Below are 17,247 nucleotides of genomic sequence, written 5' to 3'. Positions count from 1 at the left end.
TTATAGAGTTGAGGATTCTGCCAAGGGTGCCATTGACTGAGGGAAGATGCGTTGCCTAAGCTCCACGGTCTAGTATGGATTTGCTTTTTCGCAGCACCAAGCGTGCTTGGACGCGCCGGGCAGCGCCGGTTTCAGGCAATTTTGCCGCAAGGTGAGGCGAAAGCGCCAAATCTCCAATTACAGGGAATGGGAAGTTAGGGCGGGCCGCCGCAAAAGATCGGGACAATTTAATAAAATGGCGGAAATCGACTGCATGGAAAAAACCAGCATCACCGATGCGGTGAAACGGCTGGATGCGGCTGTCGGACATCTGGAAACAGCGGTTCAGCGACGCATGGACGCGGACAGGTCCTTGAATTCTCTTCAAGATGACCTGCAAAGGCTTGGTGAGGACCGGTCGCAGCTGGCAGCTTCGCTTGATGAGAGCGAAGCCCGCGCACTGCGGCTTGAAGAAGCCAACAAGGATGTCTCCAGACGGCTGGTATCGGCAATGGAGACCATCCGGAGTGTTCTGGACGCTCACGGGGGCTGATTCACGGGAGACCGACGACGGATGACGCAGATAACAGTCACGATTAACGGCAAATCGTTTCGCATGGCCTGCGACGACGGCGAGGAAGACCGTCTGATGGGGCTGGCAGACCGATTCGATGGCTGGATATCGGAGCTGAAGGGCTCGTTTGGAGAAATCGGTGACCAACGCCTGACGGTGATGGCCGGGATCATGGCGACGGACCAGTTGTCGGAACTTGAACGTAAAGTGAAGTCGCTTGAGCAGGATCTGGCGAACGCAAAGCAGCAACAGGTGGCTGCGCTGGACAACATGAGCCAGAACGAGGAAGAGCTATCCAGGGCTGTCAACACGGCGGCTGCGCGGATCGAAAGCCTTGCCGACGGTCTGACCAAGAGCCTGCGGTCCCAGGAACCGTCATAATCGTTCCCGGTTTTGATTTCAGAAATACTTCGTTTGTGACGAAATCGACGTCGCTCTGGTAATTGCCGGAGCGCGGGTCTATATGCGGTAGTTGCGGCTGCCCGACACGTCAGGAACATTATCCCCGGGGCCTTACGCATTCCTTCGGGAGCTGTCCCTGCTCTGGGCCGTGGTCCGTTGCATACGGCGCCCACCTACATTGTAGGTTTCCCGGGATTGCAATTCCAACGGTCGGACGGCTGCGCTTGCCTCTGTTGATGGGGCAATCCGGGCAGGACAACGAAATTCTTGAGAGCCCATGACAGACGTAACGACACCTGCCGCCAAAAAAGATGCACTCAGAAAAGAGGCACTGGCCCGCCGCACTGCTATGGACGAGCTTGAGCGCATTGAAAAAAGCCTGCAACTCGTCGATCACAGTGATACCCTGCCGCTTCCCGAAGGGGCCGTGATCGCAGGTTTCTGGCCGATACGCGACGAGATCGATCCCAGGCCGCTACTCGACAGACTGCGTCAAAGGGGACACAGGCTCAGCCTGCCCGTGATGACGGGCCCCAGCCTGATCTTCAGGAGCCTTGAAAGGGACACGGAACTGGTTTCTGCCGGTTTCGGCTGCCGCGAACCGGGGCCGGACGCGATGGAACTTCGCCCTGATGTCCTCCTGATGCCGCTGGCGGGCTTCGATGCCTCAGGCAACCGCATCGGATATGGCAGGGCCTACTACGACACCACTATTTCAGGGCTTGAGAAGACCGGGGCTCTTCTGTGTATCGGCATTGCCTTTTCCCTTCAGGAGGTTGACCGCGTGCCGACAGAAGCGCATGACAAACCTTTACACGGAATCCTGACCGAACAGGGCTACAGGTCTTTCGGCTGATCTGGCGAGGGTTTATGCGAATTTTGTTTCTTGGCGATCTGGTCGGCCGCACGGGACGCACCGCCGTAATCGAGCAGCTTCCGGAAATTGTGGAAACCAACAGACTCGATTTCGTAATCGTCAACGGCGAAAACGCGGCTTCAGGCTTCGGTATTACCGAGGCCATCCTGCAGGATGTTCTGGATGCCGGCGCGGATGTGGTGACCACCGGCAATCACGTCTGGGATCAGCGAGACACGCTCGTCTACATTGAGCGGCAGGATCGCTTGTTGCGACCGGTAAACTATCCGGCAGGCACACCAGGCCGGGGAGCCCATCTGTACACTGCCCGCAATGGTGCGCAGGTGATGGTCGCAAATGTCATGGGCAGAGTGTTCATGGACGCGATGGACGATCCCTTCGCCGCGATCGACAAGGTGGTCGGCGAGTGTCCGCTCGGGCAGGTGGCCGATGCCATTGTCATTGACATGCATGCAGAAGCTACAAGCGAAAAACAGGCGATGGGTCACTTTCTGGACGGGCGCGTTAGCCTGGTCGTGGGAACCCACACCCATGTTCCGACCGCCGATCACCAGATCCTGGAGCAAGGGACGGCCTTCATGTCGGATGCTGGTATGTGCGGGTCTTATGACAGTGTGCTCGGGATGGAAAAAGAAGAGCCGGTCAACCGCTTTCAGCGCAAGATTCCCGGATCCAGGTTCACACCCGCCACAGGTGTTGCAACGATTTGCGGTATCGCCATCGAAACTGACGATCGTACGGGCCTTGCGGAACGGATTGAACCGCTTCGGATCGGCGGCCGGCTGGAACCGGTGCTGCCGTCATTCTGGAACACAGCCGGCTGATCAAGTCCGTAGCTGCGTCTCACCGCTGGATTTTCGCAGACAATTTGCCTATAAGCGGCCCAGTTTTCGTCAAGACCATCCTCAAAGAACCGAGAAGAGCCATGGCAGGCCATTCAAAATTCAAGAACATCATGCACCGCAAGGGCCGTCAGGATGCCGCGCGGTCCAAGACGTTCTCCAAGCTTTCCAAGGAAATCACCGTTGCCGCGAAGATGGGCGACCCGGATCCGGATTCGAACCCGCGCCTGAGGCTGGCCGTGCAGAATGCCAAGGCACAGTCCATGCCGAAGGACAACATTCAGCGGGCAATCAACAAATCCCAGACCGGAGATGGCGACAGTTACGAAGAAATTCGCTACGAGGGCTATGGTCCTGCAGGCGTTGCCGTTGTCGTTGAGGCCTTGACCGACAATCGGAACCGGTCCGCGTCGAATATCCGTTCCTATTTCACAAAGTGCGGTGGGTCGCTCGGAGAAACCGGATCCGTTTCCTTCATGTTCGATCGCGTCGGCGAGATCGTGTACAAGCTGGAAGCCGGTGAGGCCGAAGCGGTGCTGGAAGCCGCGATCGAAGCAGGCGCTGAAGATGTCCAGTCCGACGAAAGCGGTCACACAATCTATGCAGCGTTCGAAGATCTCAACGATGTTGCCAAGGCATTGGAAGAAGCGCTGGGAGAAGCGGATTCCACCAAGATCATCTGGAAGCCACAGAACCTGACACCGGTCGATGCGGACAAGGCCCAGACCCTGATGAAGCTGATCGACATGCTCGAGGATGACGATGACGTGCAAAACGTCTATTCGAATTTCGACGTCGATGAGGAAACAATGGAAGCCCTGGCGTCCTGACGTTTCGCGATTGCGGTTTCAAGACCCCGGCCCAGCCGGGGTTTTTTGTTTCGAGGTCCGGAGGCACGCCCCACCCTGATCTCCCTTCCCCTTTTCGGAACAGGGGAGGTTAAGTTGAACTTCCGAATAGACTGGAGAATTTCAATGTTCGGAATCTACGAGCTCACAAAGACAGATCCGAAATCGTTGCAGGAACGAGCCCTGAAACTGTCTGAAGAAGCCGGCGAACTGGCGCAGGCCGTGCTGTCGGTAACCAACGCACCTGGCAGCGCTTACAAGAACCATTCGATTGATGATGTGCGTGAAGAAGCTGTTGATGCTGCAATCGTTGCCCTGAGCCTGCTGGCGCATACCACCGAAACCCGCGAGGAATTCGAAAACGAACTGCACCGGCTCATGATCGGAAAATGCGCAAAATGGAGCGAAAAAATTAGTCCCCGGAGAGACTTACCGGAGTAGAGGGTCGAGCGCCGGCATGCTGGTCAGCGCTGCCACCGCGATCAGGACATAGGCAAATTTTCTGTAAACCGCAGGATCAGCTTTGCTGAATCCGCGCGCGCCGGTGAAGATCGCCAGGCCATAGACCGGGACGGCCATGATCAGCAGGCGAAAAACCTCCTGGGTGAAAAACCCATTCAAGGTGTAGGCGACGAATGTCCCGACGCTTGCCAGCGTGAAAAAGACAATCATGTTGGCTCTCACGATTGCCGGATCATTCGCGCTGGAAAGCCACATGGCGACCACCGGCGGTGCGGAGACCTGTGAAATGCCGCCAAGAACTCCCGAAACGCTGCCAGTTGCAAATGAAACCGCTGCTGCAGGCAGCCTGTGATACCGCCAACCGGAAATCAACAGTGCCAGGAGACAGGTGACGATTGCGAAAATCGCCCACCGCAAGATCAGGACGTCGGTACTCGCAAGCAACCAGGCGCCCAGATGAACGAAAATCACGGCGCCAACAGCAGCCGGCAGAACGGTTGCCCAGATGCAGTGCCTGACTGCACGGATCAGCAGGGGCAGGGTCACGATGCTGTCAATGAACAGAAAAGTGGCCGCCGCAGTGGCTGGAGCAACGACACTTGTTGCAACCGGAATGAAAATCATTCCTGCACCAAATCCGGAAAACCCCCTCACGCAACCCGCCACAAAGAGAACCGATGCAAGAAACAACAGCAATTCAGGTGCGAAAGGGTCAAAAATTCCAAGCATGAACACGCACCAGCGGATAGTTACAGATCGGCTGCAAAACCGGACATGATTGTGGTCGGCGGCATTGCGGCGAAGGCCCGGACGAAACAGTCCCCAGTCTTGCCGACGCAGCCGTACCGCCGGGTTTTGGACAGGCTTTCCGGTGGTAAGCCGCGCTTTCGCTGGCGTCAACGGGGAAGTTTTGTTACCGGTTTGTTCCATGACACATGCGATTCGATTGCTCGGAATTGATCCGGGATTGCGGCGCACCGGCTGGGGCATGATAGAAACGGCCGGAAACCGGCTGTCTTTCATTGCGTCCGGGACGGTCACCTCCGACAACAAGAAGAGCCTGGCCGAGCGGCTCGTGGAGTTGCACGACGGGCTTCGCGAGGTTGTCAGTCGGCATGACCCAATGGAAGCTGCGGTCGAGCATACCTTCGTCAACAAGGATGCAGGAGCGACATTGAAGCTTGGGCAGGCGCGCGGTATTGCGTTGTTGGTGCCATCGCTTGCCGGATTGCCGGTTGCCGAATACGCGCCGAACCTGGTCAAGAAAACCGTCGTTGGCACGGGCCATGCGGAAAAGGACCAGATCCGGGCCATGGTGAAGATCCTCATGCCGAAGGCAACTTTCAATTCAGACGATGCTGCGGATGCGCTTGCCATCGCCATCTGCCATGCACAGCACCGGGGCAGTGCGTCGGCACGTCTTGCAGCGCAGGGGGCGGCATGATCGGCAAACTCAAGGGAACGATCGACAGTTACGGCGAAGACCACGTAATCCTCGATGTTCACGGCGTCGGCTATCAGGTTCATTGCCCTGCGCGTATTCTGCAGGGATTGCCGCGCGCGGGAGAAGCAGCGGTGCTCTTCATCGAAACGATTGTGCGCGAGGACATGATCAGGCTCTACGGTTTCGGGCACGAATCCGAACGGGAATGGTTCCGTATTCTGATGACGGTTCAAGGCGTGGGTGCCAAGGTCGCGCTCGGAATCCTCGGTATCCTCAAGGCGAGTGAGGTTGCCAATGCGATAGCGCTGGGTGACAAAGCCACGATTTCACGTGCGCCGGGTGTCGGCAAACGGGTGGCGGAGCGACTGCTGACCGAGCTCAAGGACAAGGCTCCGGGACTTGCAAGTGTCGATCAGGGCACGATCGCTGTATCGCAGAGTGTTTCGGAAAATGTGGCGGCCCGGCCTGTTGCGGAAGCGGTTTCCGCGCTAACAAATCTGGGCTATGCACAGGCGCAGGCGAGTGCGGCTGTTGCCAAGGCCATGCAATCGGCTGGCGAGGACGCATCGACCGAGACACTGATCCGCCTCGGCTTGAAGGAATTGGCTGTATGATAGCCTTAACCTACACGGTTATTGCGATTGTTTTTGTAACCCTTGGCATCGGCGGGATCATGTATCTCGATCACCGCTTCTCCCAATCTGTCGGAGACCGGCAATTTGCCATGAAAGGACGCCGGATCGATACCGACGACCCTTTTGTGCGCAGTCAGTTTCGTAAGTTCCATGCGCTCAGGGTTGCCTGGTCGATCCTGCTGATCGTGCTCTTGTTTGTGGTCGTAAGCCATGTCGGATGACAGCCGTATCGTTACGCCGGAAATCCGCGGCGATGAAATCGACAGCACCATGCGCCCCCAGGTGCTGGACGATTTTGTCGGTCAGGCGCAGGCACGTGCCAACCTGAAGGTTTTCATCGGGGCGGCAAAAGCCCGCGGCGAAGCACTGGACCACGTGCTCTTCGTAGGTCCTCCGGGCCTGGGCAAGACCACGCTGGCCCAGATCATGGCGCGTGAACTCGGTGTCAATTTCCGGGCAACCTCCGGACCGGTTATCGCAAAGTCGGGAGATCTTGCGGCGCTGCTGACCAATCTGGAAGAACGGGATGTTCTGTTCATCGACGAAATCCATCGTTTGAACCCGGCGGTGGAGGAAGTGCTCTATCCTGCGATGGAGGATTATCAGCTGGACCTGATCATCGGAGAAGGGCCTGCTGCACGTTCGGTCAAGATTGACCTTGCAAAATTCACTCTGGTTGCCGCAACAACGCGCCTCGGGCTTCTCACCACCCCGTTGAGGGACCGTTTCGGCATACCCGTGCGCTTGCAGTTCTATACAGTCGAGGAACTGGAACACATCGTCAAACGCGGTGCCTCGATCATGGGGATCGGCATAGCCGAAGACGGTGCACGCGAGATTGCCAAGCGATCGCGCGGGACACCACGTATCGCCGGCCGCCTGCTCAGACGTGTCCGGGATTTTGCCATCGTTGAGGGTATTGAAAGGGTCGACAGGGCGCTTGCCGACAGGGCTCTGTTGCAGCTCGAAGTGGACAGCGCCGGCCTCGACGGTCTCGATCGCCGGTATCTCAAGCAAATCGCCGTCAATTTCGGTGGCGGACCGGTCGGCATCGAAACGATTGCGGCGGCATTGTCGGAGCCCAGGGATGCAATCGAGGAAATTGTTGAGCCCTATCTGATCCAGAACGGGTTTTTGCAACGCACTCCACGCGGTCGTCTTCTGACGCCAATGGCCTTCGCTCACCTCGGTCTTGCAGTCCCCGAGCGGTCCGAAATTTCGCAGATGGGGCTGTTTGCCGACCCTGAATAGAAGGGTCACCTGAAAGAATGCGCGCAACTCGTCTAAATTGTCGGAAGACGCGCCTTCTCGGTTAAGTCTTTGTTGGCGAATCTCTTCGTATTGTCCCGTTAACTATGCGGGGGACACTATGCGTAAGCGGCTTTCATCTAAACTGGCTCTTATGTTCTTGGCTGGCGCACTGACGATGTGCGTGGCTATTGTTACGGTTACGTCAACTCTGTCACGCGACGTGGCGAACGGTCAGGCGGACAACAGCCTGCAAAGCGCGACCAAGGCGAAACAAAAGGTGCTGGAACTGGCGCTGGACCAGATCACCTACAGTGCGAAGTTCTTCGTTTCGCTCGAAGAGGCCAAGGACAGCCTCATGAAGACGATGGTCGGCTGGAAGAACCTGAAGGAGGGGCAGCAGGAGACGCTCCGCAAGATCTTCGTGGCGGATAATCCGCATCCGCCGCATGAGCGTCATCTGCTCCTGGAACCGGCGGAATCGAACTATTACGTGAACAATCACAAGGTCGTTCACCCGGTTTATCAGGACGTTATTTCCCAGGGACTATTCTCCGACGCGGCACTCGCCAATCCGGATGGCTTCATTACCTACAGCTATCGAAAGGGCCCTGAATTCGCATTCCATGTCGAAGACGAAGAGATCAGCGGCAATCCCGTCCAGATGGCAATGGGCAAACTGTATGAAGCTGCCAATGCCGGGACGCTTGCCGCGGGCCAGATCTATTCATCCGGTTTCGTCGCAGGCAAGCATGGCAAGGTTTCGCTGGTACTTGCTGCTCCGGTCTTTTATCTGGACCGCTTTTTCGGAGCTGTTGCCTTCAGCACGGACATGCAAAAGCTGGCTGCGCTCCTGAACGAACCGACGGGCATAGGCGAAAGTGAGCAGATCTTTCTTGTCGACGCGGCGGGAACGCTGGTGCAACTGGATCAGACCGGCGGGGCCGCTGCTGTGTATTCGCTCGCCGAAATCGCTGCAGGAGATCGCCTCATTGCACTGAATGGCAGCGATTACCGGTACGCCGAAGCGCAAAACAGTTTCGAGAACACGCCGTATGGAGTGGTTGAAGCTGTCAAGCAGACGGAACTGGCTGCTGCTGCGGATCGCATCACTTACGGCGCGATCATCTCAGGCTTTCTTTGTCTTGTCCCTGTTGTCGGCCTCATCTGGTGGGTGACGCGGCGCATGTTCGCACCGATGGAGCACCTTTCGGTTGCGGCAAGCAAGATTGCCGATGGGGATCTCGAGGTGGCCGTGGATGCAACCGAACGGCAGGATGAAATTGGCCGCATGGCGCGGTGTATCGAGGTCTTCAAGGACAATTCCCTCGAACGGGAACGCCTCGCCTCGGAACGCAAGGTCGGGCACATCGCGCGTGAAAAACGCGAAAAGCTGATTGATTCACTGATCGCTGATTTCCGGGCCGAATCTCAATCCGTACTGGAACTTGTCGAAACCAATATTTCCAGGGTCGAGGACGTATCGTCCGCTTTGAACGAACGCTCGACATCTGCGACCGAACAGGGTCAGGCGGCTGTTTCAACATCCGAAAACGCATCTTCCAACGTCGAGGCCGTGGCATCGGCAACGGAAGAGTTGAATGCTTCCATTTCTGAGATCTCCCGACAGGTTGAAACGACCGCTTCAATTGTCGAGCAGACCACCGCCGCCGCGCAAGGGTCCAATGCCAAGATCTCCGGACTTGCCGAAGCTGCCAACAAGATCGGAGACGTGTTGTCCCTGATCTCGGAAATCGCGGAACAGACCAATCTGCTCGCGCTGAACGCGACGATCGAGGCGGCGCGCGCAGGCGATGCCGGCAAGGGGTTTGCCGTTGTTGCGTCCGAAGTGAAATCGCTCGCCGGACAAACGGCAAAGGCAACGGAAGAGATTTCAGCACAGATAGCGGCGATCCAGGCCTCAACGTCGGAAGCTGTTGAAGAAATCGCGCGGGTTTCGGAATCCGTCGAAGAAGTCAATTCCTACACCATCACGATTTCCGAAGCCGTACAGCAGCAGGGATCCGCGACGGGTGAGATATCCCGAAATGTCGCCGAAGCAGCCGATGGAACGCGCAGCGTTGCGACGACAGTTGCTTCCCTGAACGAAGGCGTTGCGGAAAATTCTGCTGCAGTCGGCGACATGCTGACTGCGACGCTGGAAATGAAGCAGCAGGCGGAACAGATCCGGGCATCGGTGGAGAAATTTCTTTCCGAGGTTGCAGCTGCCTAGTTGCGAACCTAGGTATGCGACGGGCCTTCCGGTCAGGAGACCGGGGGCCTTTTGCATGTTTTCAATTGTGAGGAAAGCGCCGTGACGGAATGGCCGGACCTGTCGGGTCGCCTGGAAGAAGGTGGCCATGTGCTCCCAGTGCGCGTGTATTACGAGGACACCGATTTCACCGGTATCGTCTATCACGGTGCCTATGTGCGTTTTTTCGAGCGCGCACGGTCCGATTTTCTTCGACTGATGGGTATTCATCACAAGGAGCTGGCGGAAGGCGCGCACGGCAATGCGCTGGCCTTCGCGGTCCGTGGGATGACGCTCGACTTTCAAAAACCGGCGCGGATCGACGATATCCTTCAGGTTCACACCAGTCTGTCGGAATACAGGGGCGCCAGAATCAAACTCGACCAGCTTGCCTACAGAGGTGAAGAACTGCTCGTTTCCGCCGCTGTTACCGTCGCCGTGATCACGAATGAAGGCAGGCCGACACGGTTGCCGGTCAAACTTTCCGAAAAACTTGCCCGTCATGCTCCGGACGATTTACTCGATGGATGAATGATTTGCGGGTAGCGTAGGACCGACCTGCGTCAAGAATTCGGTAAATTATTGTAAAACAGATTCTCACGTTAATCTTGCAGTAACCTTAATTGATTCCTTTTAAGAAGAGCTCGCTTTGCTCGGCGAAGTCCCAGTTTTGACAAATTCAAACGTCAGAGAGGCGGCTGGATATCGAAAGCTGGCGTTTTGATTCCGGACAGCTGCTTCAGTCTCCGGAGACATGGATAGACAACAACGTCAGACGGCCCAGGGGTCATTGAATTTATGGAAACACTTGTCCAATCGACATTGGCGGCGCCGGAAGGCGACATTTCTTTTTTCTCGCTGTTCTGGCAAGCGCACATCGTCGTCAAGATCGTGATGGTCGGCTTGCTGGTTTCATCCGTGTGGTGCTGGGCGATCATTGTCGACAAGGTGATGCTGGTCGGAAGGACCCGGCGCCAGATGAGCCGCTTCGAAACGGTGTTCTGGTCGGGTCAGTCCCTTGAGGAGCTCTACGGCACGCTGCACAACCGGGTGAATCACTCGATGGCTGCGCTGTTTGTGGCCGCCATGCGCGAGTGGAAGCGCAGTCACGAAGGACCACGTCCGGCAATCGGATCGCTGCAACAGCGAATCGACCGCGTGATGGATGTGACCATTCAAAGGGAAGCGGAGCGGCTTGAAAGCCGATTGCTGATCCTGGCGACCGTCGGATCCGCGGCTCCGTTTATCGGCCTGTTCGGAACGGTCTGGGGGATCATGACCGCCTTTCAGGCGATTGCGGCCTCGGAAAGCACGAACCTTGCCGTTGTTGCTCCCGGGATCGCCGAAGCCCTGTTTGCAACGGCGCTCGGTCTTCTTGCCGCGATTCCGGCCGTGATCGCCTACAACAAGTTTGCTTCCGATGTCGGCAAGGCCGTCGCGCGCATGGAGGGGTTTGCGGACGAGTTTTCAGCAATCCTTTCGCGCCAGATCGACGAGAGGGGCTGAGCGATGTCCATGCAGGTCGGTTCCGGTCAGGCTGGTGGCGGACGGCGCGGACGGCGGCGAAAGCGCACTGTTCTGATGACCGAGATCAACGTGACGCCTTTTGTTGATGTCATGCTGGTCCTTCTGATCATATTCATGGTGGCGGCACCGTTGCTGACGGTTGGCGTGCCCATCGATTTGCCGGAAACGCAGGCCAAGGCGCTTGAAGGTGACACCGAGCCGATAACCATTTCGGTGAGCTCTGCCGGCGAGATCTTCATTCAGGATACGGCCATCGCCATCGACGAAGTGGTTCCCAAACTCGAGGCAATTGCTGCCAACGGCTATGAAGAACGCATTTACGTGCGCGGCGATCAGGATGCCGACTACGGCACAATGATGAAACTCATGGGCCGCATCAATGCGGCCGGGTTCAAACGTCTAGGACTTGTCACTCTGGAAGAACGGGACTCGTAACGCGTCATGCGCGCAGGTCTCATAGCGTCTTTGGCCGGTCATTCGGCAATACTGGTCTGGGGCCTGATCGCCTTTCCGGACGCGGAGAGTTTTTCCGTCCCGCAAGTGGAATCGTTGCCGGTGGACCTGATTCCGGTCGAAGAATTCACGCAGCTTCGCCTCGGCGAGAGGACGGCGGAAATTCGTGAGGTCGCTGCGATAGCACCAAGTGAAGCCGAGACCGAGGAACCGCCGCAACCCGCCGACAAACCGGGTGAAAGCCAGGTACAGCAACCGACGCCACCGACCCCTTCTCCAGAACCGGAACCTACACCGACGCCTGAACCGGAGCCGGTCGCAGAACCCGAGCCTGCGCCCGAACCGGAACCGGCCCCGGCACCTGAACCCGTGCCGGCTGCCGAGCCGGAGCCTGCTCCCGAACCGGCGCCCCAACAGGAAGCTGCTCCCACGCCACAGCCGATCGTGACGAGTGCCACTCCGCGATCCAAACCGAAACCGCCCCGCCGCGCGCCGGAACCGCCGAAGGACGACTTCGATTCGACCGAGATCGCCGCGCTGTTGAACAAGGTCGAACCGGCAACGCAGCAGGGGAATGCGTCGGAGGAACCGGCTGCCCTCGGGTCACGGCAGGGCGCGCAGAACATTCGCATGAGCCAATCGGAACTCGATGCGCTCAGAGGGCAGGTCGCCCAGTGCTGGAACCCGCCGGTCGGTGCTGTCGGAGCGGAAGATCTCAAGGTTCGGGTCCGGTTCAGTCTCTCGCAGAACGGCCAGGTATCCAGCAGTCCGGAGGTCCTGAATTCAAACGGGAACCCTGCTTTTGGCGCCGCATCGAGCAGCGCGGTCCGCGCGATAATGCGGTGTCAGCCATATTCTCTGCCAATTGCCAAGTATGAAGCATGGCAGGAAGTGATCATCAATTTCGACCCAAGGGAAATGCTTGGGGGTTAGGCAGTCCCTGATAGGGATTTTTCGACAAGGGAGCTTAGTGCTCATGCATGGAATACTAAAAACGCTCTTCAATCCGGCTGGCCTCAGGGCCTGCGGACTTGCTGTTCTTGTGTCCCTTGCTGCTGTTTTTGCTCCCCCCCCGGCTTCGGCTCTGGTCGAAATCGACATCACCCAGGGAAACATCGAACCTTTGCCTATCGCTCTTCCTGCGTTTTCGGCAGAGGGTGGGGACGGCAAACTTGCGGCGGAAATGACCGGTGTGATCGCGTCCGACCTGAAGCGTTCCGGTCTCTTCAACCCGCTCGATCCGGCAAGTTTCATTCAGAAGAACATGAGTGTCAATTCGACACCGCGGTTCGGCGACTGGCGTCAGATCAGTGCGCAGGCGCTGGTTACCGGCACGGTAACGAAGCAGCCAGATGGACGGCTTCGCGCCGAATTCAGGCTATGGGATGTCTTCGCCCAGGAGCAGATGCTCGGTCAGCAGTTCTACACAACGCCGGAAAACTGGCGCCGGCTTGCGCATATTATCGCGGATGCAATCTACGAGCGCCTGACAGGTGAAAAAGGCTATTTCGATACCCGCATCGTCTTCGTCGATGAAACAGGAACCAAAGACAAACGCGTCAAGCGTCTTGCTATCATGGACCAGGACGGGGCCAACGTCCGGTACCTGACCCGTGGCGATGACCTTGTTCTGACTCCGCGCTTTTCACCGACCAGCCAGGAAATAACCTACATGTCCTACGGTGGGGCGGATCCGAGCGTTTATTTGCTGAACATCGAAACCGGGCAGAGGGAAATCGTCGGTAACTTCCCGGGCATGACTTTTGCCCCGAGATTTTCTCCCGACGGGCAAAGTGTCGTCATGAGCCTGCAGCAGGGCGGCAACGCCAATATCTTCAAGATGGATCTGAGGTCTCGGCGGACAACACGTTTGACGAACACGGCGGCGATCGACACAAGTCCGTCGTTTTCACCAGACAGCCGGCAAATCGTGTTCGAATCGGACCGGGGCGGCACACAGCAACTTTACGTCATGAATGCCAATGGCGGCGAGGCGCGCCGAATTTCCTTCGGTCCGGGCCGGTATTCGACGCCTGTCTGGTCGCCTCGCGGAGATTTGATCGCCTTTACCAAGCAGCACCAGGGCCGTTTCATGATCGGGGTCATGAAGCCCGACGGCAAGGGCGAGCGCATTCTGACCGAGGGCTACCATAACGAAGGACCGGCCTGGTCGCCGAATGGGCGCGTGCTGGTGTTTTTCCGTGATACGCCCGGGGCAACCGGTGGGCCACAGGTCTGGACGGTCGATCTGACTGGCTACAACGAGCAGCGCGTGGACACGCCGGCTTTTGCGTCGGATCCGTCCTGGTCGCCGCTCATCAACTGATCACGCAAAGGATGGGCCCGCCTTCAGGTGGCGCGGTCAGACCTTGTTAACCAGGTTTGCAAAGACTGCCTTAACCAAGTTTGGCTAGAAAGTGTTTACCTAAAGCCGGACAAGCGGATGTCGGGTTGACGGGCTGGGGATGTAGGAGACGGGAATGTTCAATAGAGATACTGCCGGCCGGGGCGCGCGCTGGATTGCTGTCTGTTTCGCGCTGCTTTTCGTGGCGGCATGCGCCCAGAATAAGCCAGACGGGCTTTCAAGCAACGTGAAACCGGGAACCGGTCAGGACTTTGTCGTGAATGTCGGCGACCGCGTTTTCTTCGAAGAGGATCAGTCGGTCCTGAACGCGAAGGGGCAGTCGACGCTCGCAGGTCAGGCCAAATGGCTCAACCGTTACTCGCAATATACGATCACTGTCGAGGGGCACGCGGATGAGCGCGGTACCCGGCAATACAACATTGCTCTGGGTGCACGGCGGGCGGCAGCAGCGCGCGACTACCTGGTGTCGCAGGGCGTGAGCGCGTCGCGGATCAAGACGATTTCCTATGGCAAGGAACGCCCGGTGGCGGTCTGTAACGACAGCAGTTGCTGGTCGCAGAACCGGCGCGCCGTCACGGTGTTGAACAACGCCACGAACTGATCCTCGGGTCCCGAGACCCGAATTTGACAAGAGGCCGGGCAATTTGTCCGGCCTTCGGCATTTCGGGTGCGCAAAATGGGGCTTTCTGCGAAACCCGGGGCAGATTGTCAAAATTTAGCCGAAGTCCGGGCGCTCTGTGCCCTTGAGTGCAGAGCCGGGCATGTTAAGACTTCACGCATGAGGGGCTGACGAGCAATCGTGCACCTGGCCCGCTTGAAGGGCGGTTTCGAAGTTTCGTGCTCGTGAGTCTCTGAACCGGAGGACCGAATGCAGAATTACAAGGCACTTGCAAGTATCTTTCTGGCGCTGGTTTTGACCATTGCGGCCACACCGTCCGAGGCTCAGTTGTTCGGGCGGAAAAAAGACGATTCATCCGTCAGGATCGGTCAGCTTGAAGAACGGATACGGGCGCTGACAGGACAGATCGAGCAACTGTCCTTCCAGATGCGGGAAATGCAGGATCAGATGCGCCGCATGCAGGAAGACAACGAGTATCGGTTTCAACAGCTGGAAGGCGGGACACCAGGAAAAAGATCCGGGCTTGAGCCAAGCAGTGCTCCAGGCAGCACGGCTCCGGGGCTTGCCGCCGATGGCACACCCCAGGGCGGAAATCTGGTCACACCTGACGGCGGACTGGCAACTCTTTCGGCAAACGGATCCGGCGATGGAAACTGGTCCGATACAGGCGGATATGAAAACGGCGGCGGATTGCCCTCCGACGGGCCGATCAATCTGGAACAGTTGGCCAAGGGGCTTGAGACGGTCCCCGGGGCCGGCCTTGACCTTGCACCCGACCCAAATCTTGCCACCGATGACGACGCGATTGCAGGTATCATTGGAAGCGGAGATCCGAGGTCGGACTACGACGAAGCCTATTCGCTTGCAGTCAACGGTGATTATTCAAACGCTGAACGGGGCTTCAGAACATTTCTGGAAACATATCCCGACAGTGATCTCACTCCCAATGCCCAGTACTGGCTCGGCGAAAGCCTTCTGGCGCAACAGGATTATCGCGGAGCGGCAGATGCCTTCCTGAAAACCTATACGGATTTTCCCGGTAACAGCAAAAGCCCGGACAGCCTTCTGAAGCTGGGCGTCTCGCTGCGTGGACTTGGGCAGTCCGCCGCCGCATGTGCGACATTTTCCGAACTTTTGAACAAGTATCCTGATGCAGCGCCGGCAGTTCTGTCAGAAGCGCGGGACGAACGCCTCCGTGCGCAATGTTCCTGACCAACCGGTCGAGATGCCCGGGCTCCCTGATGATGCCGTCGACGCGCTCTTTTCCGGACTGAATTCCTTTTCCAATCTTTCTCTTGCGGTGTCCGGCGGAGCCGACTCCCTTTGTCTCTTGGTACTGTTCGGCGAATGGAGCCGGCGGGTCTCCTGGAAGGGTCGCGCGGAAGTCATTGTTGTCAATCACGGCCTCCGTCAGGAGAGTGATGCGGAAGCCCGTTTCGTGGTCGATGTCGCGAAACGAAGCGGATACGCAGCATCAGTGCTCCGATGGGAAGGCGAAAAGCCGCAAAGCAATGTCCAGGAGGCGGCGAGAACGGCCCGCTATTGCCTGATCGCCCGACGAATGAAGGCGACCGGTGCCGAGGCGCTCCTGCTCGGGCATCACCTTGACGACCAGGCCGAGACATTCCTTGACCGACTGACACGCGGAAGCGGCATTTCCGGATTGAGCGCAATGGCTGCCGATGAACGCGACGGGCCGGAGGGGTTGCGTTTGTTGCGTCCTTTCCTGAGCGTCAGGAAATTGCGTCTGGAAGCCAGTTTGCGCGAACGCGGCCAGGACTGGTGCACGGATCCTTCCAATCTCGACATGAAGTACAAACGAAGCAGACTCAGGAACATCCTCGGTCTGCTGAACGAAGAGGGCCTGTCGGTGGAGCGCGTCGCGGAGACCGCAGCACACATTCGACGGTCTCGCGATGCACTTGAATTCGCCGTTCGGGATATCGTGTCGAGGAAGGTCGAATTCCATCCGGCAGGACCTGCAAGACTGAACAGAGAGGTTTTTGCCGCGTTTCCCGTTGATCTGCGTTTGCGGCTTCTCAACGAGATCATGACACATGTCACAGGCGTTCGGGCGAGGCCGCGCCTGGCAAAGCTGCAGTCCCTGGATGCCGCCCTGAATTGCGGTGAAAGTCTCCGCCAGTCGCTTTGCGGAACGATGTTCGAAGCAGGTGCCGAAACGATCTGGTGCTGGCGTGAACCCGGCCGGGTCCCTCCGATGACGCTCAGCGAATTCGACAGGCAGGGTATCTGGGACCACCGTTTCGCCTATTCCGTGCTGGCTGATCGGCAGAGCATCGACGAACCGGACGGATTGCGACTTGGTCCCTTGTGTCATGCTCCGGCGGGCGCGGCGGACTTTGTCTGGCCTGAAGGCTGGCCGAAAGCGGCATTTGATTGCTCGCCGGTTGTCTGGTCACCGGATGGTCTCATTTTCACCCAATCTGCATCACTTCCTGTTCAACCGGGTAAAAATAACCATAGCTGCACCTTGGATTTGGCGAGATTGCCGATCCGGGGTAAATTATCGGACAACAGTCGGGACATTGGGGACGTTTGCGGGGAAATCTAGAGTTTTCCTCTTGTCAATCTTCTGATAGACGTCCGGGCTTAACAAATTAGTCAGCGCATATGCGCATTATGGCGCACCGCCTTGGCAGCGGGCTCTGGGCGACCTATCTACGCTCTGAGGAATTGTAACCGCGTGCAGTATGACGCGTT

The 17,247-nt window shown here is 57.8% G+C and carries 20 protein-coding genes and 1 other RNA gene; 20 read left to right on the top strand and 1 reads right to left on the bottom strand.

Annotated features, from left to right (window positions below):
• Nucleotides 1–253 precede the first annotated feature (253 nt).
• The 7 genes from LA5095_RS08440 (at nucleotide 254) to LA5095_RS08415 (ending at nucleotide 3,963) form a co-directional block, all read left to right on the top strand.
• Nucleotides 254–532 carry a DUF4164 domain-containing protein gene (locus LA5095_RS08440; RefSeq protein ID WP_055114310.1) on the top strand — a complete coding sequence of 93 codons (279 nt, stop codon included), beginning with the start codon at nucleotides 254–256 and terminating at the stop codon, nucleotides 530–532.
• Between the two features lie 21 nt (nucleotides 533–553).
• Nucleotides 554–934 carry a cell division protein ZapA gene (locus LA5095_RS08435; protein ID WP_055113847.1) on the top strand — a complete coding sequence of 127 codons (381 nt, stop codon included), beginning with the start codon at nucleotides 554–556 and terminating at the stop codon, nucleotides 932–934.
• A 91-nt stretch (nucleotides 935–1,025) separates the two neighbouring features.
• Nucleotides 1,026–1,180, top strand: a non-coding RNA gene (gene ssrS / locus LA5095_RS32000) — 6S RNA.
• Between the two features lie 52 nt (nucleotides 1,181–1,232).
• A complete protein-coding gene (locus LA5095_RS08430) occupies nucleotides 1,233–1,811 on the top strand; it encodes a 5-formyltetrahydrofolate cyclo-ligase (RefSeq protein WP_055113845.1) in 579 nt (192 codons plus the stop codon).
• 14 nt (nucleotides 1,812–1,825) lie between these two features.
• Nucleotides 1,826–2,656: a TIGR00282 family metallophosphoesterase gene (locus LA5095_RS08425; protein ID WP_055113842.1), complete on the top strand. Its 831-nt coding sequence runs from the start codon at nucleotides 1,826–1,828 to the stop codon at nucleotides 2,654–2,656.
• 101 nt (nucleotides 2,657–2,757) lie between these two features.
• A complete protein-coding gene (locus tag LA5095_RS08420; protein ID WP_055113840.1) occupies nucleotides 2,758–3,504 on the top strand; it encodes a YebC/PmpR family DNA-binding transcriptional regulator in 747 nt (248 codons plus the stop codon).
• A 144-nt stretch (nucleotides 3,505–3,648) separates the two neighbouring features.
• Nucleotides 3,649–3,963, top strand: a complete 315-nt coding sequence (locus LA5095_RS08415; protein ID WP_055113838.1) for a MazG-like family protein — start codon at nucleotides 3,649–3,651, stop codon at nucleotides 3,961–3,963.
• On the opposite strand, the gene LA5095_RS08410 is transcribed toward LA5095_RS08415, so the two are convergent.
• Nucleotides 3,952–4,713 (bottom strand): sulfite exporter TauE/SafE family protein, encoded by a 762-nt coding sequence (locus tag LA5095_RS08410; RefSeq protein WP_055114308.1) that lies wholly within the window; start codon nucleotides 4,711–4,713, stop codon nucleotides 3,952–3,954. The two genes, LA5095_RS08415 and LA5095_RS08410, sit on opposite strands and share 12 nt — an antisense overlap.
• A 199-nt stretch (nucleotides 4,714–4,912) precedes the next feature.
• Here LA5095_RS08410 and ruvC point away from each other — a divergent pair, with 199 nt between their 5' ends.
• The 13 genes from ruvC (at nucleotide 4,913) to tilS (ending at nucleotide 17,098) form a co-directional block, all read left to right on the top strand.
• Nucleotides 4,913–5,428 carry a crossover junction endodeoxyribonuclease RuvC gene (ruvC, locus tag LA5095_RS08405; protein WP_055113836.1) on the top strand — a complete coding sequence of 172 codons (516 nt, stop codon included), beginning with the start codon at nucleotides 4,913–4,915 and terminating at the stop codon, nucleotides 5,426–5,428.
• The gene (gene ruvA / locus LA5095_RS08400) at nucleotides 5,425–6,042 is read left to right on the top strand and encodes a Holliday junction branch migration protein RuvA (protein WP_029064607.1); all 618 of its coding nucleotides are present in this window, start codon (nucleotides 5,425–5,427) and stop codon (nucleotides 6,040–6,042) included. The genes ruvC and ruvA overlap by 4 nt, the downstream gene beginning before the upstream one ends.
• Nucleotides 6,039–6,284, top strand: coding sequence for a hypothetical protein (locus LA5095_RS08395; protein ID WP_055113834.1), 246 nt, complete (start codon nucleotides 6,039–6,041; stop codon nucleotides 6,282–6,284). The genes ruvA and LA5095_RS08395 overlap by 4 nt, the downstream gene beginning before the upstream one ends.
• A complete protein-coding gene (gene ruvB / locus LA5095_RS08390; protein WP_055113832.1) occupies nucleotides 6,274–7,314 on the top strand; it encodes a Holliday junction branch migration DNA helicase RuvB in 1,041 nt (346 codons plus the stop codon). The genes LA5095_RS08395 and ruvB overlap by 11 nt, the downstream gene beginning before the upstream one ends.
• A gap of 118 nt (nucleotides 7,315–7,432) precedes the next feature.
• Entirely contained in the window at nucleotides 7,433–9,544 is a 2,112-nt protein-coding gene (locus tag LA5095_RS08385; protein WP_055113830.1) for a methyl-accepting chemotaxis protein, read from the top strand.
• A gap of 81 nt (nucleotides 9,545–9,625) precedes the next feature.
• Nucleotides 9,626–10,093, top strand: coding sequence for a tol-pal system-associated acyl-CoA thioesterase (gene ybgC, locus LA5095_RS08380; protein ID WP_055113828.1), 468 nt, complete (start codon nucleotides 9,626–9,628; stop codon nucleotides 10,091–10,093).
• A 267-nt stretch (nucleotides 10,094–10,360) separates the two neighbouring features.
• The gene (gene tolQ / locus LA5095_RS08375; RefSeq protein WP_029064612.1) at nucleotides 10,361–11,068 is read left to right on the top strand and encodes a protein TolQ; all 708 of its coding nucleotides are present in this window, start codon (nucleotides 10,361–10,363) and stop codon (nucleotides 11,066–11,068) included.
• 3 nt (nucleotides 11,069–11,071) lie between these two features.
• Nucleotides 11,072–11,524 (top strand): protein TolR, encoded by a 453-nt coding sequence (gene tolR / locus LA5095_RS08370; protein WP_055113826.1) that lies wholly within the window; start codon nucleotides 11,072–11,074, stop codon nucleotides 11,522–11,524.
• A 6-nt stretch (nucleotides 11,525–11,530) separates the two neighbouring features.
• The gene (gene tolA / locus LA5095_RS32655) at nucleotides 11,531–12,475 is read left to right on the top strand and encodes a cell envelope integrity protein TolA (RefSeq protein WP_055113818.1); all 945 of its coding nucleotides are present in this window, start codon (nucleotides 11,531–11,533) and stop codon (nucleotides 12,473–12,475) included.
• Nucleotides 12,476–12,518: 43 nt separating this feature from the next.
• Entirely contained in the window at nucleotides 12,519–13,868 is a 1,350-nt protein-coding gene (gene tolB / locus LA5095_RS08360) for a Tol-Pal system beta propeller repeat protein TolB (RefSeq protein WP_055113816.1), read from the top strand.
• Nucleotides 13,869–14,022: 154 nt separating this feature from the next.
• Nucleotides 14,023–14,508 (top strand): peptidoglycan-associated lipoprotein Pal, encoded by a 486-nt coding sequence (gene pal / locus LA5095_RS08355; protein WP_029064616.1) that lies wholly within the window; start codon nucleotides 14,023–14,025, stop codon nucleotides 14,506–14,508.
• Nucleotides 14,509–14,775: 267 nt separating this feature from the next.
• A complete protein-coding gene (gene ybgF / locus LA5095_RS08350; RefSeq protein ID WP_055113814.1) occupies nucleotides 14,776–15,738 on the top strand; it encodes a tol-pal system protein YbgF in 963 nt (320 codons plus the stop codon).
• Nucleotides 15,722–17,098, top strand: coding sequence for a tRNA lysidine(34) synthetase TilS (gene tilS / locus LA5095_RS08345; protein WP_158510356.1), 1,377 nt, complete (start codon nucleotides 15,722–15,724; stop codon nucleotides 17,096–17,098). The genes ybgF and tilS overlap by 17 nt, the downstream gene beginning before the upstream one ends.
• Nucleotides 17,099–17,247 lie beyond the last annotated feature (149 nt).

Origin of the sequence: Roseibium album (assembly GCF_001404515.1) — a bacterium.
GTDB classification, from domain to species: domain Bacteria; phylum Pseudomonadota; class Alphaproteobacteria; order Rhizobiales; family Stappiaceae; genus Roseibium; species Roseibium album.
The sequence above is the reverse complement of the archived record's forward strand: the minus strand, read 5'-3'. Positions and strand labels throughout refer to the sequence as shown.

Excerpts from the sequence above, each read along its gene's own strand:
- LA5095_RS08415 (WP_055113838.1), top strand. The coding sequence starts at position 3,649 with ATGTTCGGAATCTACGAGCTCACAAAGACAGATCCGAAATCGTTGCAG.
- pal (WP_029064616.1), top strand. The coding sequence starts at position 14,023 with ATGTTCAATAGAGATACTGCCGGCCGGGGCGCGCGCTGGATTGCTGTC.
- tolA (WP_055113818.1), top strand. The coding sequence starts at position 11,531 with ATGCGCGCAGGTCTCATAGCGTCTTTGGCCGGTCATTCGGCAATACTG.
- LA5095_RS08440 (WP_055114310.1), top strand. The coding sequence starts at position 254 with ATGGAAAAAACCAGCATCACCGATGCGGTGAAACGGCTGGATGCGGCT.
- ybgF (WP_055113814.1), top strand. The coding sequence starts at position 14,776 with ATGCAGAATTACAAGGCACTTGCAAGTATCTTTCTGGCGCTGGTTTTG.
- ruvB (WP_055113832.1), top strand. The coding sequence starts at position 6,274 with ATGTCGGATGACAGCCGTATCGTTACGCCGGAAATCCGCGGCGATGAA.
- LA5095_RS08425 (WP_055113842.1), top strand. The coding sequence starts at position 1,826 with ATGCGAATTTTGTTTCTTGGCGATCTGGTCGGCCGCACGGGACGCACC.
- LA5095_RS08410 (WP_055114308.1), bottom strand. The coding sequence starts at position 4,713 with ATGCTTGGAATTTTTGACCCTTTCGCACCTGAATTGCTGTTGTTTCTT.
- LA5095_RS08395 (WP_055113834.1), top strand. The coding sequence starts at position 6,039 with ATGATAGCCTTAACCTACACGGTTATTGCGATTGTTTTTGTAACCCTT.
- ruvA (WP_029064607.1), top strand. The coding sequence starts at position 5,425 with ATGATCGGCAAACTCAAGGGAACGATCGACAGTTACGGCGAAGACCAC.
- tolB (WP_055113816.1), top strand. The coding sequence starts at position 12,519 with ATGCATGGAATACTAAAAACGCTCTTCAATCCGGCTGGCCTCAGGGCC.
- LA5095_RS08385 (WP_055113830.1), top strand. The coding sequence starts at position 7,433 with ATGCGTAAGCGGCTTTCATCTAAACTGGCTCTTATGTTCTTGGCTGGC.
- LA5095_RS08430 (WP_055113845.1), top strand. The coding sequence starts at position 1,233 with ATGACAGACGTAACGACACCTGCCGCCAAAAAAGATGCACTCAGAAAA.
- LA5095_RS08420 (WP_055113840.1), top strand. The coding sequence starts at position 2,758 with ATGGCAGGCCATTCAAAATTCAAGAACATCATGCACCGCAAGGGCCGT.
- tolR (WP_055113826.1), top strand. The coding sequence starts at position 11,072 with ATGTCCATGCAGGTCGGTTCCGGTCAGGCTGGTGGCGGACGGCGCGGA.
- tolQ (WP_029064612.1), top strand. The coding sequence starts at position 10,361 with ATGGAAACACTTGTCCAATCGACATTGGCGGCGCCGGAAGGCGACATT.
- ruvC (WP_055113836.1), top strand. The coding sequence starts at position 4,913 with ATGACACATGCGATTCGATTGCTCGGAATTGATCCGGGATTGCGGCGC.
- LA5095_RS08435 (WP_055113847.1), top strand. The coding sequence starts at position 554 with ATGACGCAGATAACAGTCACGATTAACGGCAAATCGTTTCGCATGGCC.